Source organism: Streptomyces sp. NPDC030799, assembly GCF_055572255.1.
Window position 1 is genome coordinate 139,216 of sequence record NZ_JBVIDS010000008.1, and the last position, 26,943, is coordinate 166,158.

25 protein-coding genes are annotated in these 26,943 nt (G+C 69.9%); 9 read left to right on the forward strand and 16 right to left on the reverse strand.

The window, feature by feature from the left end; genetic code table 11:
- Positions 1 to 81 precede the first annotated feature (81 nt).
- From ACZ41I_RS21300 to ACZ41I_RS21335, 8 genes are read right to left on the reverse strand one after another with little or no spacing between them, the layout of a single operon-like run.
- Complete coding sequence (locus tag ACZ41I_RS21300; protein WP_030792219.1) at positions 82 to 414, reverse strand: metal-sulfur cluster assembly factor; 333 nt, start codon at positions 412 to 414, stop codon at positions 82 to 84.
- The gene (gene sufU, locus ACZ41I_RS21305; protein WP_076092461.1) at positions 411 to 878 is read right to left on the reverse strand and encodes a Fe-S cluster assembly sulfur transfer protein SufU; all 468 of its coding nucleotides are present in this window, start codon (positions 876 to 878) and stop codon (positions 411 to 413) included. Before sufU ends, ACZ41I_RS21300 begins: the two co-directional genes overlap by 4 nt.
- Before the next feature lie 18 nt (positions 879 to 896).
- Entirely contained in the window at positions 897 to 2,153 is a 1,257-nt protein-coding gene (locus tag ACZ41I_RS21310) for a cysteine desulfurase (RefSeq protein ID WP_363217099.1), read from the reverse strand.
- A complete protein-coding gene (sufC, locus tag ACZ41I_RS21315) occupies positions 2,150 to 2,914 on the reverse strand; it encodes a Fe-S cluster assembly ATPase SufC (protein WP_360093029.1) in 765 nt (254 codons plus the stop codon). Before sufC ends, ACZ41I_RS21310 begins: the two co-directional genes overlap by 4 nt.
- Before the next feature lie 7 nt (positions 2,915 to 2,921).
- Positions 2,922 to 3,239 carry a non-heme iron oxygenase ferredoxin subunit gene (locus tag ACZ41I_RS21320; RefSeq protein WP_399770252.1) on the reverse strand — a complete coding sequence of 106 codons (318 nt, stop codon included), beginning with the start codon at positions 3,237 to 3,239 and terminating at the stop codon, positions 2,922 to 2,924.
- Complete coding sequence (sufD, locus tag ACZ41I_RS21325; protein WP_363217101.1) at positions 3,236 to 4,420, reverse strand: Fe-S cluster assembly protein SufD; 1,185 nt, start codon at positions 4,418 to 4,420, stop codon at positions 3,236 to 3,238. Before sufD ends, ACZ41I_RS21320 begins: the two co-directional genes overlap by 4 nt.
- Positions 4,421 to 4,476: 56 nt before the next feature.
- Complete coding sequence (gene sufB / locus ACZ41I_RS21330) at positions 4,477 to 5,898, reverse strand: Fe-S cluster assembly protein SufB (RefSeq protein WP_363217102.1); 1,422 nt, start codon at positions 5,896 to 5,898, stop codon at positions 4,477 to 4,479.
- On the reverse strand, positions 5,895 to 6,629 hold the full coding sequence (locus tag ACZ41I_RS21335) for a helix-turn-helix transcriptional regulator (protein WP_363217103.1): 735 nt from the start codon (positions 6,627 to 6,629) through the stop codon (positions 5,895 to 5,897). Before ACZ41I_RS21335 ends, sufB begins: the two co-directional genes overlap by 4 nt.
- Before the next feature lie 183 nt (positions 6,630 to 6,812).
- Between ACZ41I_RS21335 and ACZ41I_RS21340 the strand changes: the two genes are divergently transcribed.
- From ACZ41I_RS21340 to ACZ41I_RS21355, 4 genes are all read left to right on the forward strand, one after another.
- Positions 6,813 to 7,628: an AAC(3) family N-acetyltransferase gene (locus ACZ41I_RS21340; protein ID WP_468514805.1), complete on the forward strand. Its 816-nt coding sequence runs from the start codon at positions 6,813 to 6,815 to the stop codon at positions 7,626 to 7,628.
- A 31-nt stretch (positions 7,629 to 7,659) separates the two neighbouring features.
- Entirely contained in the window at positions 7,660 to 8,583 is a 924-nt protein-coding gene (locus tag ACZ41I_RS21345) for an ABC transporter ATP-binding protein (protein WP_363217105.1), read from the forward strand.
- Positions 8,584 to 8,636: 53 nt separating this feature from the next.
- Positions 8,637 to 9,353, forward strand: a complete 717-nt coding sequence (locus ACZ41I_RS21350; protein WP_468514902.1) for an ABC transporter permease — start codon at positions 8,637 to 8,639, stop codon at positions 9,351 to 9,353.
- 64 nt (positions 9,354 to 9,417) lie between these two features.
- Positions 9,418 to 10,410 (forward strand): heme A synthase, encoded by a 993-nt coding sequence (locus tag ACZ41I_RS21355; protein ID WP_399770529.1) that lies wholly within the window; start codon positions 9,418 to 9,420, stop codon positions 10,408 to 10,410.
- Between the two features lie 90 nt (positions 10,411 to 10,500).
- Here ACZ41I_RS21355 and ACZ41I_RS21360 read toward each other — a convergent pair whose 3' ends face one another.
- The 3 genes from ACZ41I_RS21360 to ACZ41I_RS21370 form a co-directional block, all read right to left on the reverse strand.
- Positions 10,501 to 11,607, reverse strand: a complete 1,107-nt coding sequence (locus tag ACZ41I_RS21360) for an amidohydrolase family protein (RefSeq protein ID WP_468514806.1) — start codon at positions 11,605 to 11,607, stop codon at positions 10,501 to 10,503.
- Between the two features lie 161 nt (positions 11,608 to 11,768).
- Positions 11,769 to 12,089 (reverse strand): hypothetical protein, encoded by a 321-nt coding sequence (locus ACZ41I_RS21365; protein ID WP_363217108.1) that lies wholly within the window; start codon positions 12,087 to 12,089, stop codon positions 11,769 to 11,771.
- A 58-nt stretch (positions 12,090 to 12,147) separates the two neighbouring features.
- Complete coding sequence (locus ACZ41I_RS21370) at positions 12,148 to 13,137, reverse strand: heme o synthase (RefSeq protein WP_399770526.1); 990 nt, start codon at positions 13,135 to 13,137, stop codon at positions 12,148 to 12,150.
- 391 nt (positions 13,138 to 13,528) lie between these two features.
- Between ACZ41I_RS21370 and tkt the strand changes: the two genes are divergently transcribed.
- The 5 genes from tkt to pgl are packed head-to-tail and all read left to right on the forward strand — an operon-like array spanning position 13,529 to position 20,166.
- The gene (tkt, locus tag ACZ41I_RS21375; protein ID WP_468320049.1) at positions 13,529 to 15,616 is read left to right on the forward strand and encodes a transketolase; all 2,088 of its coding nucleotides are present in this window, start codon (positions 13,529 to 13,531) and stop codon (positions 15,614 to 15,616) included.
- A 33-nt stretch (positions 15,617 to 15,649) separates the two neighbouring features.
- Positions 15,650 to 16,768: a transaldolase gene (gene tal, locus ACZ41I_RS21380; RefSeq protein WP_399770236.1), complete on the forward strand. Its 1,119-nt coding sequence runs from the start codon at positions 15,650 to 15,652 to the stop codon at positions 16,766 to 16,768.
- A gap of 1 nt (position 16,769) precedes the next feature.
- Positions 16,770 to 18,317 carry a glucose-6-phosphate dehydrogenase gene (gene zwf, locus ACZ41I_RS21385; RefSeq protein WP_363217112.1) on the forward strand — a complete coding sequence of 516 codons (1,548 nt, stop codon included), beginning with the start codon at positions 16,770 to 16,772 and terminating at the stop codon, positions 18,315 to 18,317.
- Positions 18,314 to 19,387, forward strand: a complete 1,074-nt coding sequence (gene opcA, locus ACZ41I_RS21390) for a glucose-6-phosphate dehydrogenase assembly protein OpcA (protein WP_468514807.1) — start codon at positions 18,314 to 18,316, stop codon at positions 19,385 to 19,387. Before zwf ends, opcA begins: the two co-directional genes overlap by 4 nt.
- Entirely contained in the window at positions 19,384 to 20,166 is a 783-nt protein-coding gene (gene pgl / locus ACZ41I_RS21395) for a 6-phosphogluconolactonase (RefSeq protein WP_363217114.1), read from the forward strand. Before opcA ends, pgl begins: the two co-directional genes overlap by 4 nt.
- A gap of 49 nt (positions 20,167 to 20,215) precedes the next feature.
- On the opposite strand, the gene ACZ41I_RS21400 is transcribed toward pgl, so the two are convergent.
- The 5 genes from ACZ41I_RS21400 to ACZ41I_RS21420 all read right to left on the reverse strand — a co-directional run bounded on the left by ACZ41I_RS21400 (position 20,216) and on the right by ACZ41I_RS21420 (position 26,816).
- The gene (locus ACZ41I_RS21400) at positions 20,216 to 21,055 is read right to left on the reverse strand and encodes a carbohydrate ABC transporter permease (RefSeq protein ID WP_363217115.1); all 840 of its coding nucleotides are present in this window, start codon (positions 21,053 to 21,055) and stop codon (positions 20,216 to 20,218) included.
- Between the two features lie 10 nt (positions 21,056 to 21,065).
- Positions 21,066 to 22,421: a carbohydrate ABC transporter permease gene (locus ACZ41I_RS21405; protein ID WP_399770226.1), complete on the reverse strand. Its 1,356-nt coding sequence runs from the start codon at positions 22,419 to 22,421 to the stop codon at positions 21,066 to 21,068.
- A gap of 11 nt (positions 22,422 to 22,432) precedes the next feature.
- Positions 22,433 to 23,758 carry an ABC transporter substrate-binding protein gene (locus ACZ41I_RS21410; protein WP_363217117.1) on the reverse strand — a complete coding sequence of 442 codons (1,326 nt, stop codon included), beginning with the start codon at positions 23,756 to 23,758 and terminating at the stop codon, positions 22,433 to 22,435.
- Between the two features lie 40 nt (positions 23,759 to 23,798).
- The gene (locus ACZ41I_RS21415; RefSeq protein ID WP_363217118.1) at positions 23,799 to 25,409 is read right to left on the reverse strand and encodes a glycoside hydrolase family 13 protein; all 1,611 of its coding nucleotides are present in this window, start codon (positions 25,407 to 25,409) and stop codon (positions 23,799 to 23,801) included.
- Positions 25,410 to 25,544: 135 nt separating this feature from the next.
- On the reverse strand, positions 25,545 to 26,816 hold the full coding sequence (locus ACZ41I_RS21420; protein WP_399770223.1) for an ABC transporter substrate-binding protein: 1,272 nt from the start codon (positions 26,814 to 26,816) through the stop codon (positions 25,545 to 25,547).
- Positions 26,817 to 26,943: the final 127 nt, after the last annotated feature.

Sequence of the window (26,943 nt, forward strand, 5' to 3'; positions counted from 1 at the left end):
GGACGCCCTGAGCGCAGGAAAAGGGGCCACGGCGTGCTGCCGTGGCCCCTTTCGCAGGCTCTGTCCCGGACGCCCGGGGTCTCAGACGTTGAACCCGAGCGCCCGAAGCTGCTCGCGGCCGTCGTCCGTGATCTTGTCCGGGCCCCACGGGGGCATCCAGACCCAGTTGATGCGCAGCTCGTTGACGAGGCCGTCCGTGGCGGACTTGGCCTGGTCCTCGATGACGTCCGTCAGCGGGCAGGCCGCGGAGGTCAGGGTCATGTCGACGGTCGCGATGTTCGAGTCGTCGATGTGGATGCCGTAGATCAGGCCGAGGTTGACGACGTCGATGCCCAGCTCGGGGTCGACGACGTCCATCAGGGCCTCGCGGAGCTCCTCCTCCGATGCCGGCTTCATCTCAGCGGTGTCGGTCATGCCGTCTTCCTTTCGGCGTCGGCGCCACCCAGCGCCTGGGCCGTCGCGTCCTTCCACGCCATCCAGCTCAGGAGGGCGCACTTGACCCGCGCGGGGTATTTGGAGACACCGGCGAACGCGACCGCGTCCTCCAGGATGTCCTCCATCGCGTCGTCCGGCTCGATCCGGCCCTTGGACTGCATCAGCTCCAGGAAGGTCTCCTGGATCTTCTGCGCCTCGGTCAGGTCCTTGCCGACGAGGAGTTCGTTGAGGACGGAGGCGCTCGCCTGGCTGATGGAGCAGCCCTGGCCCTCGTACGAGACATCCGCGATCTTGGTGCCGTCGTACTTCACGCGGAGGGTGATCTCGTCGCCGCACGTCGGGTTCACGTGGTGTACCTCGGCGTCGCCATCCCTCAGACCACGCCCGTGCGGGTTCTTGTAGTGGTCCAGGATGACTTCCTGGTACATCGAATCCAGCTTCACGGTCTCAGCTCACGTCCCTCAGCCGAAGAAGTTCCGAACGTGCTCCAGCCCCTCGACCAGTGCATCGATCTCGGCCGGCGTGGAGTACAGATAGAACGACGCTCGCGTGGTCGCAGGAATTCCGTAGCGGAGGCAGACGGGGCGGGCGCAGTGGTGGCCGACGCGGACCGCGATGCCCTGCTCGTCGAGGACCTGGCCGACGTCGTGCGGGTGGATGTCGCCGAGCGTGAAGGAGATCGCGGCGCCCCGGTCCTCGGCCGTGGTCGGGCCGATGATCCTGAGGTCCGGGACCTCGCTCAGCTTCTGCACCGCGTACTCGGTGAGCGCGTGCTCATGGGCGAGGATCTTGTCCATGCCGATCGACTGGAGGTAGTCGATCGCCGCACCCAGCCCGACCGCCTGCGCGATCGGCGGGGTGCCCGCCTCGAACTTGTGCGGCGCCGGGGCGTACGTCGACGAGTGCATCGAGACCGTCTCGATCATCTCGCCGCCGCCGAGGAACGGGGGCAGGTCCTCCAGCAGCTCCTGGCGTCCCCACAGGACGCCGATGCCGGTCGGGCCGCACATCTTGTGGCCGGTGAAGGCCACGAAGTCGGCCTGCAGGGCCTGCACGTCCAGCGGCATGTGCGGGGCGGCCTGGGAGGCGTCGACGCAGACCAGCGCGCCGACCTCCTGGGCGCGGCGCACTATCGCCTCGACCGGGTTGACGGTGCCCAGGATGTTCGACACCAGCACGAAGGAGACGATCTTCGTCTTCTCCGTGATGATCTCGTCGATGTTGGACAGGTCGAGCCGGCCGTCGTCCGTGAGGCCGAACCACTTCAGCTTCGCGCCGGTGCGCTGGGCGAGCAGCTGCCACGGCACGATGTTGGAGTGGTGCTCCATCTCCGTGATGACGATCTCGGTCTCGTGGTCCACGCGGTAGGGCTCCTCGGCCCAGCCCAGCATGTTCGCCACGAGGTTCAGCGACTCGGAGGCGTTCTTGGTGAAGATCACCTCGTCGCGGCTCGGCGCGTTGATGAACGCGGCGACCTTGTCGCGCGCGCCCTCGTACAGCGCCGTGGCCTCCTCGGCGAGCACATGCACACCGCGGTGGACGTTGGCGTTGTAGCGCTCGTAGTACTCGCTCAGGGCGTCCAGCACCTGGCGCGGCTTCTGGCTGGTCGCCGCGTTGTCCAGGTACACGAGCTTCTTGCCGTCGTGGACGACTCGGTCCAGGACGGGGAAGTCCTTGCGGATCGCCTCGGTGTCGAGGAGGCCCGGCAGCTGTGTCACGCGGATGCGCCACCCTTCGTGTATGCCTCGTAGCCCTCGTCCTCCAGCTTGTCGGCGAGCTCGGCGCCGCCGGACTCGACGATCCGGCCGGCGGAGAAGACGTGGACGAAGTCGGGCTTGATGTAGCGCAGGATGCGCGTGTAGTGCGTGATCAGCAGGGTGCCGACCTCGCCGGTCTCGCGGACGCGGTTGACGCCCTCCGACACGATCCGCAGGGCGTCGACGTCCAGACCCGAGTCCGTCTCGTCCAGGATCGCGACCTTCGGCTTGAGGAGCTCCAGCTGGAGGATCTCGTGGCGCTTCTTCTCACCGCCGGAGAAGCCCTCGTTGACGTTGCGCTCGGCGAAGGACGGGTCCATGTTGAGGCGCTCCATGGCCTCCTTGACCTCCTTCACCCAGGTGCGCAGCTTGGGGGCCTCGCCGCGGATGGCGGTGGCGGAGGTGCGCAGGAAGTTGGAGACCGAGACGCCGGGGACCTCGACCGGGTACTGCATCGCCAGGAACAGGCCCGCGCGGGCGCGCTCGTCGACGGACATCTCCAGGACGTCCTCGCCGTCGAGCAGCACGGTGCCCTCGGTGATCGTGTACTTCGGGTGACCCGCGAGCGAGTAGGCGAGGGTCGACTTGCCCGAGCCGTTGGGGCCCATGATGGCGTGCGTCTCGCCCTGCTTCACGGTGAGGTCGACGCCCTTGAGGATCTCCTTCGTGGCGTTGTCGGCCTCGACGGTGACGTGCAGGTCTCGGATTTCAAGCGTTGCCATGGGTGCCTCAGGACTCCTGGGAGAGGGAGACGAGAACGTCGTCCCCTTCGATCTTTACGGGGTATACGGGGACGGGGCGCGTGGCCGGGAGGCCGGACGGCTTGCCGGTGCGGAGGTCGAAGGAGGAGCCGTGCAGCCAGCACTCGATCTGGCAGTCCTCCACCTCGCCCTCGGACAGCGAGACGTTCGCGTGGGAGCAGATGTCGTAGATCGCGAACACCTCGCCCTCGGTCTTGACGACCGAGACCGGCGTGCCGTCGAGTTCCACCCGCTTCGGGGTGTCCTCTTCCAGCTCGCTCAGCGCACAGGCGCGTACGAAGGTCATGCGACCGAAGCCTCCAGCTCCTCCTCGATCTTGGCGAGCAGACGCTCCTCGATGTCGGCGACACCGATCTGCTGGACCAGCTCGGCGAAGAAGCCGCGGACCACCAGGCGGCGGGCCTCGTGCTGCGGGATGCCGCGGGCCATCAGGTAGAAGAGCTGCTCGTCGTCGAAGCGGCCGGTGGCGGAGGCGTGGCCGGCGCCGACGATCTCGCCGGTCTCGATCTCCAGGTTCGGCACCGAGTCGACGCGCGCGCCGTCGGTGAGGACCAGGTTGCGGTTCATCTCGTAGGTGTCGGTGCCCTCGGCCTTGGCCTCGATGAGCACGTCGCCGATCCAGACCGCGTGCGCGTCGTCGCCCTGGAGCGCGCCCTTGTAGACGACGTTCGACTTGCAGTGCGGGGTGTTGTGGGTGACCAGCAGGCGGTGCTCCTGGTGCTGCCCGGCGTCGGTGAAGTACAGGCCGAACAGCTCGGCCTCGCCGCCGGTGCCCGCGTAGGTGACGCGCGGGTGCAGGCGTACGACGTCGCCGCCGAAGGTGACGACCACGGACTTGAAGGAGGCGTCCCGGCCGACCAGCGCGTTGTGCTGGGCGACGTGGACGGCCTTGTCGTCCCAGTCCTGGACGGAGACGACGGTCAGCTTCGCCCCGTCGCCGAGGACGTAGTCGACGTTGGCGGCGAGCACCGCGTCACCGGTGTGGTCGATGACCACGACGGCCTCGGCGAAGGCGCCCAGCTCGATCACCTGGTGGCCGTAGGCGACCCCGCCCTCGCCGTGCACGGCGATGCGGATCGGCTCGGTGAGCACCGTCTCCTTGGGGACGGTGACCACGCCGGCCTGCTCGAAGGCCGAGTACGCCTGGGCGGCGACACGGTCCACCGGGGTGCCGGCCCTGCCGATGCGGGCGTCGTCGCGGCCGACGGTCTCGACGGTCACGCCCTCGGGGGCCTGGACGTCCACCTTCACGCCGCCGCCGTTCGCCACGGCGGTGCCGTCGTGCAGCCCGCGCAGGCGCTCCAGCGGGGTGAACCGCCACTCCTCCTCGCGGCCGTGGGGGACCGGGAAGTCCGCCACGTCGAAGGACGGGGGCGCGCTCATGCGGGTGGCGACGGTCGACTCGGCGGCCACCGCGATCTGGCCGGCGGTGGTGGAGCCCACCGGGATGTTCTGAGCCTCAGCCATGGCTGTCGTAGTGCTCGCTTTCTGAGTAAGACGTGTGCTGACCGACGGGGCGGGTCTTAACCGACCGCGCCTTCCATCTGCAGCTCGATCAGCCGGTTGAGCTCCAGGGCGTACTCCATGGGCAGCTCCTTGGCGATCGGCTCGACGAAGCCGCGCACGATCATCGCCATCGCCTCGAACTCGGTCAGACCGCGGCTCATCAGGTAGAAGAGCTGGTCCTCGGAGACCTTGGAGACGGTCGCCTCGTGGCCCATGGACACGTCGTCCTCGCGGACGTCCACGTAGGGGTAGGTGTCGGAGCGGGAGATCGTGTCGACGAGCAGCGCGTCGCACAGCACGTTCGACTTCGATCCGGCAGCGCCCTCGCCGATCTCGACCAGACCGCGGTACGAGGTACGGCCGCCACCGCGCGCCACCGACTTGGAGACGATGTTGGAGGACGTGTTCGGCGCCATGTGGACCATCTTGGAGCCGGCGTCCTGGTGCTGGCCCTCGCCCGCGAAGGCGATGGAGAGGGTCTCGCCCTTGGCGTGCTCGCCCATCAGGTAGACGGCCGGGTACTTCATCGTCACCTTGGAGCCGATGTTGCCGTCGATCCACTCCATGGTCGCGCCCTCGTAGGCCACGGCGCGCTTGGTGACCAGGTTGTAGACGTTGTTCGACCAGTTCTGGATGGTCGTGTAGCGGCAGCGGGCGTTCTTCTTGACGATGATCTCGACGACCGCGGAGTGCAGCGAGTCCGACTTGTAGATCGGGGCCGTACAACCCTCGACGTAGTGCACGTAGGCACCCTCGTCGACGATGATCAGGGTCCGCTCGAACTGGCCCATGTTCTCGGTGTTGATCCGGAAGTAGGCCTGGAGCGGGATCTCGACGTGGACGCCCGGCGGGACGTAGATGAAGGAGCCGCCGGACCACACGGCGGTGTTCAGGGCCGCGAACTTGTTGTCACCGGCGGGGATGACGGTCCCGAAGTACTCCTTGAAGAGCTCCGGGTGCTCCTTCAGCGCGGTGTCGGTGTCGAGGAAGATGACGCCCTGCTCCTCCAGGTCCTCACGGATCTGGTGGTAGACGACCTCCGACTCGTACTGGGCGGCGACGCCGGCGACCAGGCGCTGCTTCTCGGCCTCCGGGATGCCCAGCTTGTCGTAGGTGTTCTTGATGTCCTCGGGCAGGTCCTCCCAGGACTCCGCCTGCTTCTCCGTGGAGCGCACGAAGTACTTGATGTTGTCGAAGTCGATGCCCGAGAGGTCGGAGCCCCAGTTCGGCATCGGCTTCTTCTCGAAGAGCTTCAGGCCCTTCAGGCGCAGCTTGGTCATCCACTCCGGCTCCGACTTCTTGCCGGAGATGTCGCGGACGACCTCCTCGTTCAGGCCACGCCTGGCGGAGGCACCGGCCACGTCGGAGTCGGCCCAGCCGTATTCGTACTTGCCCAGGCCCTCGAGTTCGGGGTGGGCAGTCTCCGTGGGGAGAGTCATGCGGGGTTCCTCCCGGCCGTGCTTGCAGGTGCGTCAGTGGATGTCTTGGGGATGAACGTCGTGCAGACGCCGTCGCCGTGCGCGATGGTCGCCAGTCGCTGGACGTGGGTACCCAGCAGCTCGGCGAAGATCTCCGTCTCCGCCTCGCACAGCTGGGGGAACTGCTCCGCGACATGGGCGACCGGGCAGTGGTGCTGGCACAGCTGCTCGCCGACCGGTGCGCTGCGCGCCGTAGCAGCGTACCCGTCCACGCTCAAGGCCTTGGCCAGCGCTTCCGCGCGCTTGTCGGGCGTCACGGCCTCGATCGCCTCGCGGTACGCGCTTGCCTGGGCGGCGATCCGGGCGCGGGCGAAGGCGGCGACCGCCTCGGGGCCGCCCCCCTGCTCGGCGATCCAGCGGAGCGCGTCCACGGCGAGCTTGTCGTACGACTGGTCGAAGGCGTCGCGGCCGCAGTCGGTGAGCGCGAAGACCTTGGCGGGGCGGCCACGCGTGCGCGCGCCGTACACGCGCTGTTCGCGGGCCTCCACGACGTCGTCGGCGACCAGTGCGTCCAGGTGACGCCGGACGGCCGCCTGGGTCAGTCCCAGCCGGCCGGCGAGCTCGGCGACGGTCGACGGGCCGTGGTCCAGGATGGATCGCGCGACGCGGTTGCGCGTGGAGCGCTCACCGGTCGCGAGTTCCTCCTGTGGGGCCCCCAGGGGGGTCTCCCGAGCCTCGCCGACGTTTTTCACAACGCCATTGTTGCGTAATTCCTCAGAGCCTGGCAAGCGCCGTCCGGATCATCGGGCGGTGCCCTGCGTCACTTAGGCATACCTAATGTGACCTGCGGAAACGATCTTCTGATCGATCATCCGGCATGGGGCGAGCAGGAAAGCAGTGGCGGCGCAGGGGCCCGTCGGCGAGACTCGCGAACCATGCCCATACCCCCTCCGACCGGCCCTCTTGTCACTCGCGACACCATCGCCGCGCAGCTGCGTCTGCTGGGTGTCGAGACCGGCGAGACCCTCCTCGTCCACACCTCGCTCAGCTCCCTCGGCTGGGTCAACGGAGGCTCGGTCGCGGTCGTCCACGGAATTCTGGACGCCCTCGGCCGTTCGGGCACGCTCGTGGTGCCCACCCAGACCGGCGACCTGTCCGATCCGGCGGTGTGGCAGAACCCGCCGATGCCCGAGGACTGGTGGGACCGCATCCGCGCCACCATGCCCGCCTACGACCCGCCGATCACCCCCACCCGTGGCGTCGGCGTGATCCCCGAGACCGTACGCACCTGGCCCGGCGCCCTGCGCAGCGCGCACCCGCAGACCTCGTTCGCGGCGATCGGCCCGCACGCGCGCGAGATCACCGACGGCCACGCACCCAACTGCCGGCTGGGTGAGCGCAGCCCGCTGGCCCGGCTGGAGAAGCTCGGTGCCCGGGTGCTGCTGCTCGGGGCCGGATACGACTCCTGCACGGCCTTCCACCTGGCGGAATACCGCATACCCGCGCCGCGCGTCGAGGTCGGCCGGCCCGCCCCCGGCGGTGGCTGGGAGACGGTCGTCGAGGTCTCGATCAGCTCCGACCGGTTCGACGAGCTGGGGCACGACTTCGAACGGGACCGGCCCGTCGTGCGCGGCACGGTGGGCGCCGCCGACGTGCGGCTGTTTCCGGTCGCGGACGCCGTGGCCTACGCGGAGCGGTGGCTTCCGCTGCACCGGCCCCATGAGGAGGACTTCCCGCACCCCCGCGCCTGAGCGGTCCGGCGTCTCCCTAGACTCTGGGGTCATGCGAAGTGAGCCCGTGGTCCAGGTCCAGGCCCTGGTGAAGCGGTACGGCACGAAGACCGCGGTGGACGGCCTCGACCTGGTGGCCAGGGCGGGTGTGACCGCCGTACTCGGTCCCAACGGGGCGGGGAAGACGACCACGGTCGAGACCTGCGAGGGGTACCGGAAGCCGGATTCCGGCACGGTGCGCGTCCTGGGCCTCGACCCCGTGCGCCAGTCCGCCGAGCTGCGCCCCCGTATCGGCGTGATGCTCCAGTCCGGCGGTGTGTACTCCGGCGCCCGGGCCGACGAGATGCTGCGGCACGTGGCCAGGATGCACGCGTATCCGCTGGACGTGGACGCGCTGATCGAGCGGCTGGGGCTCGGCAGCTGCGGGCGGACCGGCTACCGACGGCTGTCCGGTGGCCAGCAGCAGCGGCTCGCGCTCGCCATGGCCGTCGTGGGGCGCCCGGAGCTGGTCTTCCTGGACGAGCCGACGGCCGGCCTCGACCCGCAGGCCCGGCGGGCCACCTGGGACCTGGTGAAGGACCTGCGCGCCGACGGTGTCTCGGTGATCCTCACCACGCACTACATGGAAGAGGCCGAGCAGCTCGCCGACGACGTGGCGATCATCGACGGCGGCCGGGTCATCGCCCAGGGCTCTCCGGAGGAGCTGTGCAAGGGCGGCGCCGAGAACACCCTGCGCTTCACCGGCCGCCCCGGCCTCGACGTGGGCTCCCTGCTGAAGGCACTCCCGGCCGACTGCACGGCCGCCGAACTGACCCCGGGCAGCTACCGGGTCGTCGGCAAGGTCGACCCGCAGCTGCTGGCCACCGTGACCTCCTGGTGCGCCCAGCACGGAGTGATGCCGGACCGGATCTCGGTGGAACGGCACACGCTGGAGGACGTTTTTCTGGAGCTCACCGGCAAGGAGCTGCGCTCGTGACGACGACAACCGGTACGTACGCCCCCAAGCCGGGCGCGGCGCCCCTGCCCCGCATGATCGCGGCGCAGGCGGCGCTGGAGACGAAGATGCTGCTGCGCAACGGCGAGCAGCTGCTGCTGACGGTCGTCATCCCGACGCTGCTGCTGGTGCTCTTCAGCTCCGTGGACATCGTGGACACCGGCAAGGGCGAGGCGGTGGACTTCCTGGCCCCCGGCATCCTGGCGCTGGCCGTGATGTCGACGGCGTTCACCGGGCAGGCCATCGCGACCGGCTTCGAGCGCCGCTACGGCGTGCTCAAGCGGCTCGCCTCCTCACCGCTCCCCCGCTGGGGCCTGATGACCGCGAAGACGGCGTCCGTGCTGGTCACCGAGGTTCTCCAGGTGATCCTGCTGACGATGATCGCCTTCGCGCTGGGCTGGTCCCCGCACGGCAACCCCGCCGCCGTCCTGCTGCTCCTCGTCCTCGGTACGGCCGCCTTCTCCGGGCTCGGACTGCTGATGGCGGGCACCCTGAAGGCGGAGGCGACGCTGGCCGCCGCCAACCTGGTCTTCCTGCTGCTGCTCGTCGGCGGCGGCGTCATCGTGCCGCTGGAGAAGTTCGGGTCGGCCGGGCAGCACATCCTCGGTCTGCTGCCCATCTCCGCCCTGTCGGACGGGCTGCGGGACGTGCTCCGGCAGGGGGCCGGGATGCCCTGGGGCGACCTGGGGATCCTGGCCGTGTGGGCGGTCCTCGGGCTGGCCGCCGCAGGAAAGTTCTTCCGCTGGGAGTGAGCCGCCCCGGCGACCCTCGTGAAAGCGTGCACAAGCGGCGGCCTACCATGGGGGCGTGCCCAAGCTGAACCCCGCCGACGCCGTAGCGGCCCTGCGCAACCCGCTCGCCTTCATCGCCGACCGCTGGACCCCGCAGCCCCGGACCGTCCAGCGGGCGGCCCTCGCCGCGCTCGTGATGTCGGTGGTCATCGTCGTCACCGGCGGTGTCGTCCGGTTGACCGCCTCGGGCCTCGGCTGCCCTACCTGGCCCGAGTGCACCGACGGCTCGCTCACACCGACGAACGCGCTGAGCTACCACAGCGCGATCGAGTTCGGCAACCGGATGCTGACGTACGTGCTGTGCGCCGCGGTCGGCTGGGCGATCATCGCCGCGCGCTCCGAGAAGCCGTACCGGCGCAGCCTGACCCGGCTGGGCTGGGCGCAGTTCTGGCTGGTGATGAGCAACGCGGTCATCGGCGGCATCGTGGTGCTGGTGGGGCTCAACCCGTACACCGTCGCGGTCCACTTCCTGTCGGCGACGGCTCTGGTCGCGGTCGCCGCGGTGATGTGGCAGCGCACCCGCGAGGGCGACGAAGCGCCGCGGCCGCTGGTCGGCAAGGCCGTACAGCAGCTGGTGTGGTTCCTGGTGGCCGCGTCCCTGCTGCTCGTCGTCGCCGGCACGGCGGTGACCGGGGCCGGTCCGCACGCGGGTGACTCCAGCGAGGTCAAGCGGATCCCCGTCGACTGGGAGACCGTGGCCAAGCTGCACGCGGTGCTCGCATGGATCGTGGTGACGCTGACGTTCGCCCTGTGGTTCGTACTGAAGGCGGTGGACGCGCCGAGGGGGCCGCTGGCGCGCACGCGCGAGCTGTTCCTGATCCTGCTCGGTCAGGGCGTGATCGGTTACGTGCAGTACTTCACGCATCTGCCCGAGCTGCTGGTCGCGCTGCACATGTTCGGCTCCTGCCTGGTGTGGATCGGTGTGCTGCGCGTCCTGCTGTCGCTCCGCGAACGCCCTGAGGCCGCCCTCGGCCTGCCCGGCCCCGCGGCCGAGGTGGCGGTGGGCACGCGCGTGTGAGTCACGCGTAGGGGCCCGAGGCACGGCGGCCCCGGCGGTACGGCGGTCGGATCCGGGTCGCTGCGGCCTTCCCGGCCCGCGCCGGACGGCTCACCCCAGTCCGTAGACCCGGCGTGCATTGTCCGCCGCGACCATCCGGGCCACCCGCTGGGCGTCGTCCAGCGACCAGGCGCCGTCGGCGACCCAGGTGCCCAGGATCCGGCTCAGGGCCTCGCGGAAGAGGCGGGCGCCGACGACGTGCAGCTCGGGCAGGCCGTGGGCGCCGGTGGAGAAGAGGATCTTGCCGAACGGGGCCAGTTCCAGGATCTCGGCGAGGACCGTGGCCGCGCGGGCGCCGGTACGCACCAGTGCGGCGCCGGAGTCGGCGTAGACGTGCGGGAAGACCCCGGCCAGATGGGCGGCGTGCCGGTGGTACGGATAGCCGTGCAGCAGGATCAGATCGGTGCCGAGACCGGCCGTGGCCCGGACGAAGTCGGTGAGCAGCACGGGGTCGGTGCGGTCCATGCGGGCGCCCGGCTCGCCGAGCCCGGCGTGCAGCTGCAGGGGCAGGCCCGAGGCGACCGCGATCCACAGCAGGTGCCGTAGCAGCACGGGGTCGCTGAGCGTCCCCCCGACCCGCCGCCCTGCCAGCCAGCGGCCCGCAGCGCCGCGCACCTCACCCGGTCCCGGCGGCTCGGGCGCGAGGGCGAGGCCGTGTCTGAGGCCGGCGACGGAGGTGAAGGCGACGGCGTGCGCGGCGGCCCCGTGCACGGACTCGGCGAGATTGGCGAGAAAGGACTCGACGGTGCCGGAGGTGTCGGCGACCTGCTCCGCGAGCAGCTCCAGCCGGACGATCTCGCGGGCCTGGGCGTCTCCGTCACAGGCCATCTCGGCGGGGCCGGTGAGATCGCCGGGCAGACCGGTGTCGACCAGGTACGTGGTGATGCCGCTGCCGCGCAGCAGCCGGCGGCCCGTTTCCAGGACACCCAGTTCTCGGCGCCGGGCCAGATAGCGGGCGGGCGGACAGTGCGGTTCCAGGCCGAGCAGGGGCGGGCACCAGCGCCGTACGGCGAAGCCCGTCTGGGTGTCGAAGAGGGTGGTGCCGGCCGCGGGTGGGCCCTCGGTGCGGGCCAGCTGGGCCTCGAAGGTGCCGAGGCCCAGCTCCGTCCGCAGTACGCCGTGGCAGTACTGGTCCACGAGGGACGGCGTTTCGATCATCCGGGCCTCCCCGCCTCCCCGCGTGCGCTGGCTTCGACGGGCCTAACGGGTGAACGGGGTGTGAGGTCGCGGATGAGCTCGGGACTGTTTGCAGTTCGGCGGCCGCGGGTCGTCCCGAAGGGGATCGCGCAGTTCTTCGCGCCCCCTTCGGGGCGCGTCGTTCAGCCGCCCACCTGAATGCCGGCCATCCTCTTCCACTCGTACGCGCCCGTCGTCACCTTCGCCGCGAACTCCCCGTCGAAGGACTCGTGGACGGTGATGCCGGCCTTCTCCACCGCCTGCTCGGCGATCTGCGTGCTGGGGGCCACCAGGTCGCCCCAGCTGCCGTCCTCGCCGACGAGCACGATCCGCGCGCCGCGTTCGCCGATGTTGGCCACCTGGCCCTCGGCGCCGCCGTGGGCCTTGGCGAAGGTGCTGATCTGGTGGGCGAGCTTCGTCGCCTTGCGCTCGGCCTTCGGGTCAACCTGCTGCGTGTCTGCCATGCCCAGGATGCTACTCATGAGTAGATCGACTGGCGAGAGCAGGCCCGTGTGACGTGTGTCAGCGCAGGAACGGGTCCACCGCGACCGCGACGAACAGGATCGACACGTAGGTGATCGACCAGTGGAACAGCCGCATCTCCTTCAGCTTCGCGCCCGTCACCTCGGCCTTCGCCCGGTTCTGCAGCCCGTGCGCCTCCCACAGCCAGAAGCCGCCGGCCGCCAGGGCGACCACCGTGTAGAACCAGCCGGTGTAGCCGAGCGGGGTGAGGAGCAGGGAGACCAGGACCATCACCCAGCTGTAGATGACGATCTGCCGGGCGACGACCTTGTTGGAGGCGATCACGGGGAGCATCGGCACGCCCACGCGCGCGTAGTCCTCCTTGACCTTCATGGACAGCGGCCAGTAGTGCGGCGGCGTCCAGAAGAACATGACGAGGAAGAGGATGACCGGCGCCCAGGACATCGAGTTCGTGACCGAGGACCAGCCGATGAGCACCGGGAGGCAGCCGGCGATGCCGCCCCACACGATGTTCTGCGACGTACGCCGTTTGAGGATCATCGTGTAGACGACGACGTAGAAGAGGAGTGCGCCGAGGGAGAGCCAGGCGGACAGCCAGTTGACGGTGAATCCGAACAGCAGCGTCGACACGACCGCCAGGGTGATGCCGAAGGCCAGGCACTCGGGTGGGCTGACCATGCCGGTCACCAGTGGCCGCTGCGAGGTGCGGTCCATCAGGGCGTCGATGTCCCGGTCGATGTACATGTTGAGCGCGTTGGCGCCGCCCGCGGACAGGTAGCCGCCGATGCAGGTGAGCAGGACCAGCTTGAGGTCCGGCACGCCCTGCTGCGCCAGGAACATCACCGGAACGGTGGTGATGAGCAGCAGCTCGATGATCCGCGGCTTGGTCAGAGCCACGAACGCCTTGACACGGGCCCCGAACGGCCGGTGAACCGGGCCCTGACTCGCACTACCGAGCGCGCCCTCCCCCAGAGCCTTAAGGGCCTGGGAGGTGCCCCCAGGACGGGATTCGACGGCCGTCACGCACACCCCTGACAGAGACATCCCAGCAAGCCTCCCCGTGTGAAGTCCCGGTAAAGGCTCGCGCGTACCACGCCACTTTAGACGTTGCCCATACCCCGTCCTTCGCGGGGGTGGGGTCGTGTTGGCAGCCCCCCTGGGAGGAGCCCCATAAGAGACGCCCCGGCACTCGATTGAGCGCTCAGATGTCAGCGTCCGTATTCATGTGCCGAATACGGCGCTCGGCCAGTCGGGAGGCGGATCCGATGGACTCCCGGCAGTCTGGAAACACTCGAAAAAATGCACGTCCTCACGGGGGTAGGCTCGACCCCGGCCGGTGGGCACGCAGTGCACCGGCAGCCGGGTGGGCGCACGCCCCGAAGACCGGCGACCGACATGTGGAGAGGAGCCCTGACCCAGGGTGAGCACCAAGCCGACCACCACAGACCTTGAGTGGACCGAGCTGGACCAGCGGGCCGTGGACACCGCCCGTGTCCTGGCCGCCGATGCCGTACAGAAGGTCGGCAACGGCCATCCCGGTACGGCGATGAGCCTGGCTCCGGCCGCCTACACCCTCTTCCAGAAGGTGATGCGGCACGACCCGGCCGACCCCGAGTGGGTGGGGCGCGACCGCTTCGTGCTGTCCGCCGGCCACTCGTCCCTGACCCTCTACACCCAGCTGTACCTGGCCGGCTTCGGCCTGGAGCTGGACGATCTGAAGGCGTTCCGGACGTGGGGCTCCAAGACCCCCGGTCACCCGGAGTACGGCCACACCAAGGGCGTCGAGACCACGACCGGTCCGCTCGGCCAGGGTGTGGCCAACGCGGTGGGCATGGCGATGGCCGCCCGCTACGAGCGCGGCCTGTTCGACCCCGAGACCCCGCAGGGCGAGTCCCCCTTCGACCACTTCGTCTACTGCATCGCCGGTGACGGCTGTCTGCAGGAGGGCATCTCCGCCGAGGCGTCCTCGCTGGCCGGGCACCAGAAGCTGGGCAATCTGATCCTGCTGTGGGACGACAACCACATCTCGATCGAGGGCGACACCGAGACGGCCGTCTCCGAGGACACCGTCAAGCGGTACGAGGCGTACGGCTGGCATGTGCAGCGGGTGGAGGCCCAGGCCAACGGCGACCTGGACCCGGCCGCGATCTACGCCGCCGTCCAGGAGGCGAAGGCCGTCACCGACCGGCCCTCCTTCATCGCGATGCGCTCCATCATCGCCTGGCCCGCCCCGAACGCGCAGAACACCGAGGCCGCGCACGGCTCGGCGCTGGGCGACGAGGAGGTCGCGGCCACCAAGCGCGTCCTCGGCTTCGACCCCGAGCAGCACTTCCAGGTCGAGGACGAGGTGATCGCGCACACCCGCAAGGCCCTGGAGCGCGGCGCCCAGGCGAAGGCCGAGTGGGAGAAGTCCCTGCAGCTGTGGCGCGACGCCAACCCGGAGCGCGCGGCGGAGTTCGACCGCATCAGCGCCGGTGAGCTGCCCGCCGGCTGGGAGGAGAAGATCCCGGTCTTCGAGCCCGGCAAGGGCATCGCCACGCGCGCCGCCTCCGGCAAGGTGCTGCAGGCGCTGGGCGCGGTGATCCCCGAGCTGTGGGGCGGCTCCGCCGACCTGGCCGGGTCGAACAACACCACCATCGACAAGGACAGCTCCTTCCTGCCCGAGGGCAACCCGCTGCCCGAGGCGAACCCGTACGGTCGCACGATCCACTACGGCATCCGTGAGCACTCCATGGGCGCCGAGATGAACGGCATCGCCCTGCACGGGAACACCCGTATCTACGGCGGCACCTTCCTCGTCTTCTCCGACTACATGCGCAACGCGGTGCGCCTGTCGGCCCTGATGCACCTGCCGGTGACGTACGTGTGGACGCACGACTCCATCGGTCTGGGCGAGGACGGCCCCACCCACCAGCCCGTCGAGCACCTCGCCTCGCTGCGCGCCATCCCGGGCCTGAACATCGTCCGCCCGGCCGACGCCAACGAGACCGCGATCGCCTGGCGCGAGATCCTCAAGCGCTACACCAAGGAGTTCGGCAAGGGCCAGCCGCACGGCCTGGCGCTGACCCGTCAGGGTGTGCCGACCTACGAGCCCAACGAGGACGCGGCGCGCGGCGGCTATGTGCTGTTCGAGGCCGACGGCGGCGAGCCGCAGGTGATCCTGATCGCCACCGGTTCCGAGGTGCACGTGGCCGTCGAGGCGCGCGAGCAGCTGCAGGCCGAGGGTGTCCCCACGCGGGTCGTGTCCATGCCGTCGGTCGAGTGGTTCGAGCAGCAGGACCAGGGGTACCGGGACTCCGTGCTGCCGCCGTCCGTCAAGGCCCGGGTGGCCGTCGAGGCGGGCATCGGGCTGACCTGGCACAAGTACGTGGGGGATGCCGGCCGCATCGTTTCCCTGGAGCACTTCGGTGCTTCGGCCGACGGCAAGGTCCTCTTCCGCGAGTTCGGCTTCACTGCGGAGAACGTGGCCGCCAAGGCCCGGGAATCCCTGACCGCCGCCCAGCGCTGACGCTCATATACGACACGTAGGAGATGTAATTCCATGACAGACGCACTCAAGCGCCTCTCCGAGGAAGGCGTCGCGATCTGGCTGGACGACCTGTCGCGCAAGCGGATCACGTCCGGCAACCTCGCCGAGCTGATCGACCAGCAGCACGTCGTGGGCGTCACCACCAACCCGACGATCTTCCAGAAGGCGATCTCGGCCGGCGACGGATACGAACAGCAGGTCGCTGACCTCGCCGCCCGCAAGGTCACCGTCGAAGAGGCCATCCGCATGATCACCACGGCGGACGTCCGCGACGCCGCCGACATCCTGCGCCCGGTCTACGACGCCACCGGCGGCAAGGACGGCCGGGTCTCCATCGAGGTCGACCCGCGCCTGGCGCACAACACCAAGGCCACCGTCGCCGAGGCCAAGCAGCTGGCCTGGCTGGTGGACCGCCCCAACACCCTGATCAAGATCCCGGCCACCCAGGCGGGTCTGCCGGCGATCGCCGAGACGATCGGCCTCGGCATCAGCGTCAACGTCACTCTGATCTTCTCCCTGGAGCGGTACCGCGCCGTCATGGACGCCTACCTCTCCGGCCTGGAGAAGGCCAAGGAGCGCGGCCTGGACCTGTCGCTGATCCACTCCGTGGCGTCCTTCTTCGTGTCCCGCGTGGACACCGAGATCGACAAGCGCCTGGAGGGCATCGGCACCGACGAGGCCAAGGCGCTGCGCGGCAAGGCCGCCGTCGCCAACGCGCGCCTCGCGTACCAGGCGTACGAGGAGGTCTTCTCCTCGGACCGCTGGAACGCGCTGGAGAAGGCGGGCGCCAACAAGCAGCGTCCCCTGTGGGCGTCGACCGGTGTGAAGGACCCGGCGTACCCGGACACGCTGTACGTCACCGAGCTGGTCGCCCCGAACACGGTCAACACCATGCCGGAGGCCACGCTGGAGGCCACCGAGGACCACGGCGAGATCAGCGGTGACACCGTCGCCGGCACCTACGAGCAGGCGCGCGCCGACCTGGACGCGCTGGAGAGGCTCGGCGTCTCCTACGACGACGTCGTGCAGGTGCTGGAGGACGAGGGCGTCGAGAAGTTCGAGGCGTCCTGGAACGACCTGCTGAAGTCCACCCAGGCGGAGCTCGAGCGCCTCGCCCCTTCGGAGGGCTGACTTGACCCCCCTTGCTGGGTTTCCCGGTTCCGGAGCGAACCCGCTTCGTGACCCGGCCGACCGACGGCTCCCGCGCATCGCGGGGCCGTCCGGTCTGGTCATCTTCGGTGTCACGGGCGACCTGTCACGCAAGAAGCTGATGCCCGCGGTGTACGACCTCGCCAACCGGGGTCTGCTGCCGCCGGGCTTCTCGCTGGTGGGCTTCGCCCGCCGCGACTGGGAGCACGAGGACTTCGCCGAGGTCGTGCACGACGCGGTGAAGGAGCACTCGCGCACGCCGTTCCGTGAGGAGGTCTGGCAGCAGCTCATCCAGGGGATGCGTTTCGTCCAGGGCACCTTCGACGACGACGACGCCTTCGAGCGGCTGCGCGCCACCATCGAGGAGCTGGACAAGGCGCAGGGCACGGGCGGCAACTTCGCCTTCTACCTGTCGGTGCCGCCGCGCTCCTTCCCGGTGGTCATCCAGCAGCTGAAGAAGCACGGGCTGGCCGACCAGTCGGGCGGTTCCTGGCGGCGCGCGGTCATCGAGAAGCCGTTCGGCCACGACCTGGAGTCGGCCGAGGAGCTGAACAAGGTCGTGCACGAGGTGTTCTCGTCGGACCAGGTGTTCCGGATCGACCACTACCTCGGCAAGGAGACCGTCCAGAACATCCTGGCGCTGCGGTTCGCCAACACGATGTTCGAGCCGATCTGGAACCGGTCGTTCGTGGACCACGTGCAGATCACCATGGCCGAGGACATCGGCATCGGCGGTCGCGCCGGCTACTACGACGGCATCGGCGCCGCCCGTGACGTCATCCAGAACCATCTGCTCCAGCTCATGGCCCTCACGGCCATGGAGGAGCCCGCCTCCTTCGGCGCGGACGCACTGGCCGCGGAGAAGGAGAAGGTGCTCGGCGCGGTACGGCTGCCCAGGGATCTGGGCCGCAGCACCGTGCGCGGGCAGTACGCGGGCGGCTGGCAGGGCGGCGAGAAGGTCATCGGCTACCTCGAAGAGGAGGGCATCGACCCGCAGTCGAAGACCGACACGTATGCGGCGATCAAGCTGGAGATCGACAACCGCCGCTGGGCGGGCGTTCCCTTCTATCTGCGCACCGGCAAGCGCCTCGGCCGCCGCGTGACGGAGATCGCCGTGGTCTTCCAGCGGGCCCCGCACTCCCCCTTCGACACCACGGCGACGGAGGAGCTGGGCCAGAACGCGATCGTCATCCGCGTCCAGCCCGACGAGGGCGTGACGGTCCGCTTCGGCTCGAAGGTGCCGGGCACCTCGATGGAGATCCGGGACGTCTCCATGGACTTCGCCTACGGCGAGTCGTTCACGGAGTCCAGCCCGGAGGCGTACGAGCGTCTGATCCTCGACGTGCTGCTCGGCGACGCCAACCTCTTCCCGCGCACGGAGGAGGTCGAGCTGTCCTGGAAGATCCTCGACCCGATCGAGGAGTACTGGGACAAGCACGGCAGGCCCGCGCAGTACAAGTCGGGCACCTGGGGACCCGCCGAGGCGGACGAGATGCTCGCACGAGACGGACGGAGCTGGCGCCGGCCATGAAGATAGACCTGACCGACACCACCGCCGGCGACATCAACAAGGCGCTCGTGCGGGGCCGTCGCGCCATCGGCACGCCCGCCGTCGGCATGGTCCTCACCCTCGTCATCGTCACCGACGAGGAGAACGCCTACGACGCCCTGAAGGCCGCCAACGAGGCGTCGCGCGAGCACCCTTCGCGCACGTTGGTGGTCATCAAGCGGGTCTCCCGCTCCCCGCGCGACCGCACGTCCTCGCGGCTGGACGCCGAGGTGCGGGTGGGCGCGGACGCGGGCACCGGCGAGACGGTGGTCCTGCGGCTGTACGGCGAGGTCGTCGATCACGCCGACTCGGTGGTGCTGCCGCTGCTGCTGCCGGACGCGCCCGTCGTCGTGTGGTGGCCGGTGAACGCCCCGCTGGACCCGGCGAAGGACCCGCTGGGCGCGCTCGCCCAGCGCCGGGTCACCGACACCTACGCCGCCGAGCAGCCGGTGCGGGAGCTGTCCGCCCGCGCCGCGGCCTACACGCCCGGCGACACCGACCTGTCCTGGACCCGGATCACGCCATGGCGTTCGATGCTCGCGGCGGCCCTGGACCAGGTGGTCTGTGAGGTGCAGGCCGTCGAGGTGGAGGGCGAGGAGTTCAATCCGAGCTGTGAGCTGCTGGCGATGTGGCTCGCGGACCGGCTGGACGTGCCGGTGAAGCGCTCGCTGTCCTCGGGCCCGGGCCTGACGGCCGTCCGCATGGCCACCGACTGCGGTCCGATCGTGCTGGACCGGGCGGACGGCTCGCTGGCCACGCTGTCCATCGAGGGCCAGCCGGCCCGCGCGGTGGCGCTGAAGCGGCGGGAGACCGCCGAGCTGATCGCGGAGGAGCTGCGCCGGCTCGACCCGGACGACACCTATGCGTCGGCACTGCGCTACGGCGTGGAGCGGCTGAACACGGTGCCGGAACAGTCCGTCCAGTCCGCTCAGTCCGTTCAGGACCCGGTGGCCGAGCCCGAGCCCGAAGCGGAAGCGCCCGAGGCGCCGGCCAAGAAGGCCGCCGCGAAGACCGCGAAGAAGGCACCGGCGGGGAAGGCAACGGCAAAGTGAGCACTCCGCAGCTGGTCGTCCACCGCGACAAGGAACTGATGGCGCAGGCCGCCGCGGCCCGCCTGATCACGAAGATCGTGGACGCGCAGGCCTCCCGGGGCACCGCGTCCGTGGTCCTCACGGGCGGGCGCAACGGCAACGGCCTGCTGGCCGCGCTGGCGGCGGCGCCGGCCCGGGACGCCATCGACTGGGCGCGCCTGGACCTGTGGTGGGGAGATGAGCGCTACCTCCCCGAGGGCGACCCCGAGCGCAATGTCACCCAGGCCCGTGAGGCGCTGCTGGACTCCGTCCCGCTGGACCCGGAGCGCTTGCACGCCATGCCCGCCTCCGACGGCCCGTACGGCACGGACGTCGACGCGGCGGCCGCGGCGTACGCGATGGAGCTGGCGAAGGCGGCCGGGCCGGAGAACCACGGCTCGGTGCCCACCTTCGACGTGCTCATGCTGGGCGTCGGTCCGGACACCCATGTGGCCTCGCTCTTCCCGGAGCTGCCGGCCGTACGGGAGACCGAGCGCACGGTGGTCGGCGTGCACGGCGCGCCCAAGCCGCCGCCGACCCGGATCAGCCTGACCCTTCCGGCGATCCGGTCGGCCCGCGAGGTGTGGCTGCTCGCGGCCGGCGAGGACAAGGCGGAGGCCGCGGCCATCGCCCTGTCGGGCGCCGGTGAGATCCAGGCACCGGCGGCGGGGGCGTACGGCCGTGCCCGCACCCTGTGGCTGCTGGACGCGGCTGCGGCTTCGCAGCTGCCCCGGTCGCTGTATCCGCCTGCGTCGCCGTGAGGCGCACCAAGGAGTAGCGGACGGCGGGAACTTCGGTTCCCGCCGTCACTCATTTCACGGACCCCGCCATCACGCCCTGCACGAAGTGCCGCTGGAACGCGAAGAACACCACCACCGGCACGATCAGGGACAGGAACGCGCCTGGTGCCAGGACGTCGATGTTGCTGCCGAACTGGCGGATCTGCGACTGGAGTTCCACGGTCAGGGGCTGGGAGGAGCTGTCGGCGAAGAGCAGGGCGACCAGCATGTCGTTCCAGACCCAGAGGAACTGGAAGATCGCGAGCGAGGCGATCGCGGGCCGGCCCACCGGCAGCACCAGGCGGGTGAAGATGCGCCACTCGCTGCCACCGTCCATCCGCGCGGCCTCCAGCATCTCCTTGGGCATCTCCGCGAAGTAGTTGCGCAGCAGGAACACCGCGAACGGCAGCCCGTACGCCACGTGGAACAGGACGACACCGGGGATCGTGCCGAACAGGCCCAGGGCGCCGAAGAGTTTGGCCACCGGCAGCAGGCCGATCTGGACCGGCACCACCAGCAGGGCCACCACCAGCAGGAAGAGCGGCTCCCGCAGCGGGAAGTCCAGCCAGGCGAAGGCGTATCCGGCGAGGGCGGCGATGACCACGACGAGGGTCGTGGCCGGTACCGAGATCAGGACCGTGTTCCAGAAGGCCTGTGTCATCCCGGAGTTCTTCAGCAGCGCCGAGTAGTTGTCGAAGGACAGCTGGCCGGGGCTCGTCAGGGCCGTCCACCAGCCGCCCTTCGCGGTGTCCTGCGCCGAGCGCATGGAGGACAGGAACAGTCCCGCGAGCGGGGTCAGCCAGACCAGGCCGATGACCACGAGGACGGCCTGGACGAGACCGTTGCCCAGGGAGCGCCGTAGGGCGTTCATCGCTGACTCCTCATCGTTGACTGCTGCGGAAACGGCGGACGTTGAAGACCATCGCGGGGATCACCAGGAGCAGGAGCAGCACGCCGAGGGCGCTGCCGAGGCCCTGGTTGTTGCCGCCGCCGAAGGACACGAGCCACATCTGGGTGGCGAGGACGGTGGCGTCCTCCTGCACGGGTCCGGGCGCGATGATGTAGACGAGGTCGAAGACCTTCATCACGTTGATGACGAGGGTCACGAAGACCACGGTGAGCACGGGTGCGAGCAGCGGGACCGTGATCCGGCGGAAGATCTGCCACTCGTTCGCGCCGTCCATCCGGGCCGCTTCCAGCGCGTCCCGGGGCAGCGTGGACAGGCCCGCGCCGATCAGGACCATCGCGAAGCCGGTCCAGATCCACAGGTAGGCGCCGATGATCGCCGGGGTGACGAGGGTCGGGCCGAGCCAGGAGACGCCCTGGTAGGGCGGCGCGAAGTTGGACTCGGGGAGTGTGACCGTGTACGAGCCCGCGTGCAGCCCGGAGAAGCGGAAGGAGCCGTCGGCCGCCGTCGTCGTGCTCGCGACCGTGGCGCCGTCCCGCACCGCCTCGACCTTCATGCCCGGCAGTCCGCTCTCCTTGGGGTCGACCTTGCCCTGTCTGCCGCCCCCGCCTGGGGTGAAGTCCAGGTAGACGACACCGCGCAGCTCGCCGGGTCCGGCCTTGCGGGAGGCCGCCGCGGCAGCGGGCTCGGCTCCCTTGGGCAGGTCCTTGGGCAGGACGCCGACCATCGGGAGCGTCACCGAGTGGCCGCCGGCGGCGGTCGTACTCCAGGAGCCGTCCTTGTCCTGGGTCAGCAGACCCTGACGGCCCCGGGCCGTCGGATACGACGACGTGCCCTTGAAGGCGTCGTGGACGGAGACCACGGCCGCATTGAGCACGCCCTTGTTCGGGTCCTCGTCGTAGGCGAGCCGGAAGATGATGCCGGCGGCGAGGAAGGACACCGCCATGGGCATGAAGAGCAGCAGCTTGAACGCCGTCGCCCAGCGGACCTTCTCCACCAGGACGGCCAGGATCAGACCGAGGCCGGTGAGCAGGGCCGGGGCCACGACCACCCAGATGGTGGTGTTGCGGATGGCCTTCAGGGTCGCCGGGTCGCGGAACATCTCGGCGTAGTTGTCGCCGCCCACGAACCGGGTGCCGGAGGCGTCGAAGAAGCTGCGGCCGACGGAGAACAGCACCGGGTAGACGACGAGCGCGCCGAGCAGGAGCAGGGCGGGGAAGACGAAGAGCAGGGCGATCAGCCGGGCGCGCCGCCGGCCGCGGCGCACGGGCGCCGGGCCGGCGGCGGTCGGCTGGGCCGCCTGCTGTTTCTCGACAGTGGTGGCGGTCATGGTGCTGCCGCTCAGTCCTGGTAGGCCTTGGCCGCCGCGGCTTCCAGCTTCGCCGCGGTGCCCTTCGGGTCGGACGGGTCGCGCAGGAAGTCCTGCAGCAGCTTCCACTCGCCGGCCCCCTTGGTGCCGCCGAAGGCCGCGGGTGCCTGGTCGGACATGTCGAAGCGGACCGAGTCCCCGGCGCCGACCAGGGACTTGGCGGTGGCGCGGGTGACGTCGTCGCTGTACGAGGCGAGGTCGAGCTTCTTGTTCGGGGACAGGAAGCCGCCCGCCTTCGCCCACACGGCCGCGGCCTCTGGCGTGGCCAGGTACTCCAGGAGCTTCATACCGGCCTTGGCGTTCTTGCCGTCCTTGAGGACGACGGCCGCGTCACCGCCGCTGACCACCGGTGCCGTGCCGCCGCCGACCGCGGGGAACGGGAAGAAGTTCGCGTCCTTGCCGATCGCCTTGCCGAACTGGTCGTGCGCGACACCGGCCACGAAGTCGCCCTCGAACACCATGCCGGCCTCGGGCTTGGGTCCGAACACCTTCTCCACCGAGCTCGGGAAGTCGGTGTTCAGGGCCTCCTTCTGGCCTCCGGCGATGAGCTGCTTGTCCTTGAACAGCTTGCCGAGCGTGGTGAGCGCCTTGGCGACGGACGGGTCGGTCCACTTCAGCTTGTGCGCGGCGAGGGCGTCGTACTTCTGGGGTCCGGCCTGGGAGAGGTAGATGTTCTCGAACCAGTCGGTGAGGGTCCAGCCGTCCTGGCCGGCCACCGAGAAGGCGGCGAGGCCGGAGTCGGAGACGGTGTGCCCGGCCTTGAGCAGCTCGTCGTACGTCTTCGGCGGCTTGACCCCGGCCTGGGTGAGGGCGTCGGGGCTGTACCAGACGGTCGACTTGTGGGCGGCCTTGAAGTACAGGCCGTACAGGGTGCCGTCGACGCTGCCGTACTTCTTCCACACGGGTGCGTAGTCGGCGGTGACCGTCTGCCGGGTGGCCGGCGACAGCGGCTTGAGCCAGCCCTTCTTCGCGAACTGGTCGAGGACGCCGACCTGCGGGACCATCACGACGTCGGGCGCGTTGCCGCCCTCGATCTTGCTGCCGACGACGGTGGAGACGTTGTCGCCGGTGGAGATGAACTGAGTCTTGGCGCCGGTCTTCGCGGTGAAGGCGTCCAGCACCTTCTGGAAGTTCTTCTGTTCGCTGCCGGTCCAGACGCCGGCCACGGTGACGGTCTGGCCGCTGAGCGCCTTGTCGCCGCCGCCGGCCGAGACCGGTCCGCCGCCGCAGGCGGTGGCACCGAGGGCCAGGGTGACGGCCGTGCAGCCGGTGAGCAGGGTGGTACGTCGTCGCATCATCGTTGATGTCCCTTCGGGGATGGGAGGTGACGGATCGGGGTCAGAGGTCGCTCAGCCACCAGGCGGCCGTGGCGCCGGGCAGTACGCCGGCCGGGCAGGGGCCGCTGGAGAGCAGGGGGGTGCCTGAGACGGGTGCGGGCGTGGGGGCCGTACCGAAGTTGACGGCGCAGACCAGGCCGTCGCCGCGGGTGAAGGCGAGGACGCCGGGCGGGGAGTCCAGCCAGCGCAGCGTGCCCTCGCCCAACTGGGGCAGGGAGTGCCGCAGCTGGAGTCCGTCGCGGTACAGGTGCCAGAAGGAGCGGGTGTCGGCGAGGGCCCGGTCGGTGGCGTACTCGGCGAAGTACTCCGGTTGCGGCAGCCAGGGCTTGGCGGACTCGGCGCCGGAGGTGAAGCCGAACGGGGAGGCCTGCCCGGACCAGGGCAGCGGGACCCGGCAGCCGTCGCGTATGCGGGCGCGGCTGCCGGTGCGGCGGAAGATGGGGTCGGTGAGGACGTCGTCGGGCAGGTCGACGACCTCGGGCAGGCCCAGCTCCTCGCCCTGGTAGATGTACGCGGCTCCGGGCAGCGCCAGCATCAGCAGTGCGGCGGCGCGGGCGCGGGCGGCGCCGAGGCCGCTGCTCTCGGTGGCGGGTTCGCCGTAGCGGGTGACGGTGCGGACCTGGTCGTGGTTGTTGAGGACCCAGGTGACCGTGGAGCCGGTGCCGGCGATGTCCTGCATGGCCTCGCAGATGACCTTGCGGAAGGCGTCGGCGTCCCAGGGGGCGCCGAGCAGGTCGAAGAAGAAGGCCTGGTGGAGTTCGTCGGGGCGGACGTACAGGGCGTGTTCGCGGGCGGTGGGGACGGAGACCTCGCCGACGAGGAGGCGCTCGCGGCCGTCGCGGGCGGTGTACTCCTCGCAGGTCGCGCGCCACTGCCGCCACACCTCGTGCACCTCGGGCTGGTTCCAGGCGAGCGGGTTGACCGAGTCGCGGGTGCGGGCGTCGGCCTCCGGGTCGTCGGAGTCGGGCAGTTCGGGGTGCTTGTACAGGCCGGCGGCGACGTCGATGCGGAAGCCGTCGACACCCCGGTCCAGCCAGAAGCGCAGGACGCGGTCGAACTCGGCGGCGACCTCGGGGTTGCGCCAGTTCCAGTCGGGCTGCTCGGGCGTGAACATGTGCAGGTACCACTGGCCGTCGCCGACTCTGGTCCAGGCGGGGCCGCCGAACATGGCGTGCCAGTTGTTGGGCGGCTCGCTGCCGTCCGGGCCGCGGCCGTCGGCGAAGTGGAAGCGGGCGCGGGCCCGGGTGCCGGGTGCGCTGTCCAGTGCCTCGCGGAACCACGGGTGCTCGCTGGAGCAGTGGTTGGGGACGATGTCGAGCAGCACCTTGATGCCGAGCCGCCGGGCCGCCGCCATCAGCAGGTCGAACTCGGCGAGGTCGCCGAAGAGCGGGTCGACGTCGCAGTAGTCGGCCACGTCGTAGCCGTGGTCGTGCTGCGGCGAGGGGTAGAAGGGGCTCAGCCAGATGCCGTCGACACCGAGCTTCTTCAGATACGGCAACCCCGCGCGGACCCCGGCCAGATCGCCGATGCCGTCGCCGGTGCTGTCCAGGAAGCTGCGGACGTACACCTGGTAGATGACGGCGTCGCGCCACCAGTGGTGCTTACTCAACATGCATGCATGTTAGGTAGGCGTATCGCGAAGGTGTCAATGAAAAGAACGTTGGTTACTGCCAAGTCGGAGCGGCAAATCCGGACTTATCTGTACACTCGGACGGCAGATGAGACGTTGGCGTTACTTAACAAGTAACTAGCGGCCGGAGACGGCCGCCAGCTCCCGCGCCAGTCGGCGCACCGCCGCCGCAGGCGTCTCGTGCCCCGTCAGGGCGTCCTGCACGACCGCCTGGACCACCAGGCTGACCTGGTCGTAGCGCGCGCTCTTGGGGCGCGGGGCGGCGGTCAGCACGGCGGTGCGCAGGGTCGGCAGATAGGGGAACCGCCGGACCAGTGCGGGGTCCTGGTAGAGCGCGGCCCGCACGGGTGGCAGCGCACCCCGGCTGAGCACCTGGCGCTGAACGGGCGCACTGGTGAGGTAGGCGATCAGACGCGCGGCCGAATCTGGGTGCGGCGTATGGGAGTTGACGGCGAGGTTCGAGCCGCCGAGCACACTCGTCCCCGGCCCGTCGGGGCCGGGGATCGGTACGGCGCCGATCTTCCCGGCGACCTTGGAGCCCTTGGCGGAGGCGACGGCGTACGCATAGGGCCAGTTCCGCAGGAAGAGCAGCCTGCCGTCCTGGAAGGCCTGTTTGGACTCCTCTTCCTTGTACGTCAGTGCCGCCCTCGGTATCCAGCCCTCGCGGATGCCGCGGGCGAGGAAGCCGATGCCCTCGCGCGCGGCGGCCGAGTCGACGGTGACCCGGGTGCCCTCGTCGCCGAGGATCGTGCCGCCCGCCGAGTAGACGGCCTCGGCCGCGTTCACGGTGAGCCCCTCATAGGGCAGGAACTGGCCCGCGTAGCCGCCGAGTCCGTACTTCGGCGCAATCGTCTTGGCGTCGTGCTCCAGCTCGGCCCAGGTGCGCGGCGGGGGCACACCCTCCTTGGCGAGCACGTCCTTGCGATACAGGAGGAGTCCGGCATTCGTGACGTACGGGACCGCGTACAGTCGTCCGTCATAGGTGGCCGTGTCCACGACCGGGGGCAGGAAGCTCTTCAGCGGGAAGCGGTCGCGCGGCAGTGGGCGGATCCAGCCGGCAGCCGCGAACTCCGAGGTCCAGTTGACGTCGATGTTCAGGACGTCGAAGCGGCCCCGGTCGCCGCCGCGCAGGTCGGTGGTCATCTGCGCATGGGTCTCGTCGGCGGAGTCCGGCAGCTCGACCAGGGTGACCCTCTCGCCGGGATGGGTGCGGTTCCAGCCCTGGAGCAGCGGGCCGAGATAGCCGGTGAGGTCGCCGGCGGTGGCCAGGGTGAGCGGGCCGCGGCCCTCGCCCGCGACCTCGTCGGCCTGTGCGCCGGAGGCGACGTACCCGGCCATGATCACGGCGAGAACGAGGAGGCCCCTACCGGCGGCGTGGATCCACCGCATAGGTTCCTCCCTGAACACGTACACACGGCTCCGGGCACCCTCGCCCGGGAGTCAGAGGCCATGTATACCTGTTAGGTATGGGCGATACTAGGGCCTGGAGCACATTGTGAGCAGACAGGAGGACAGC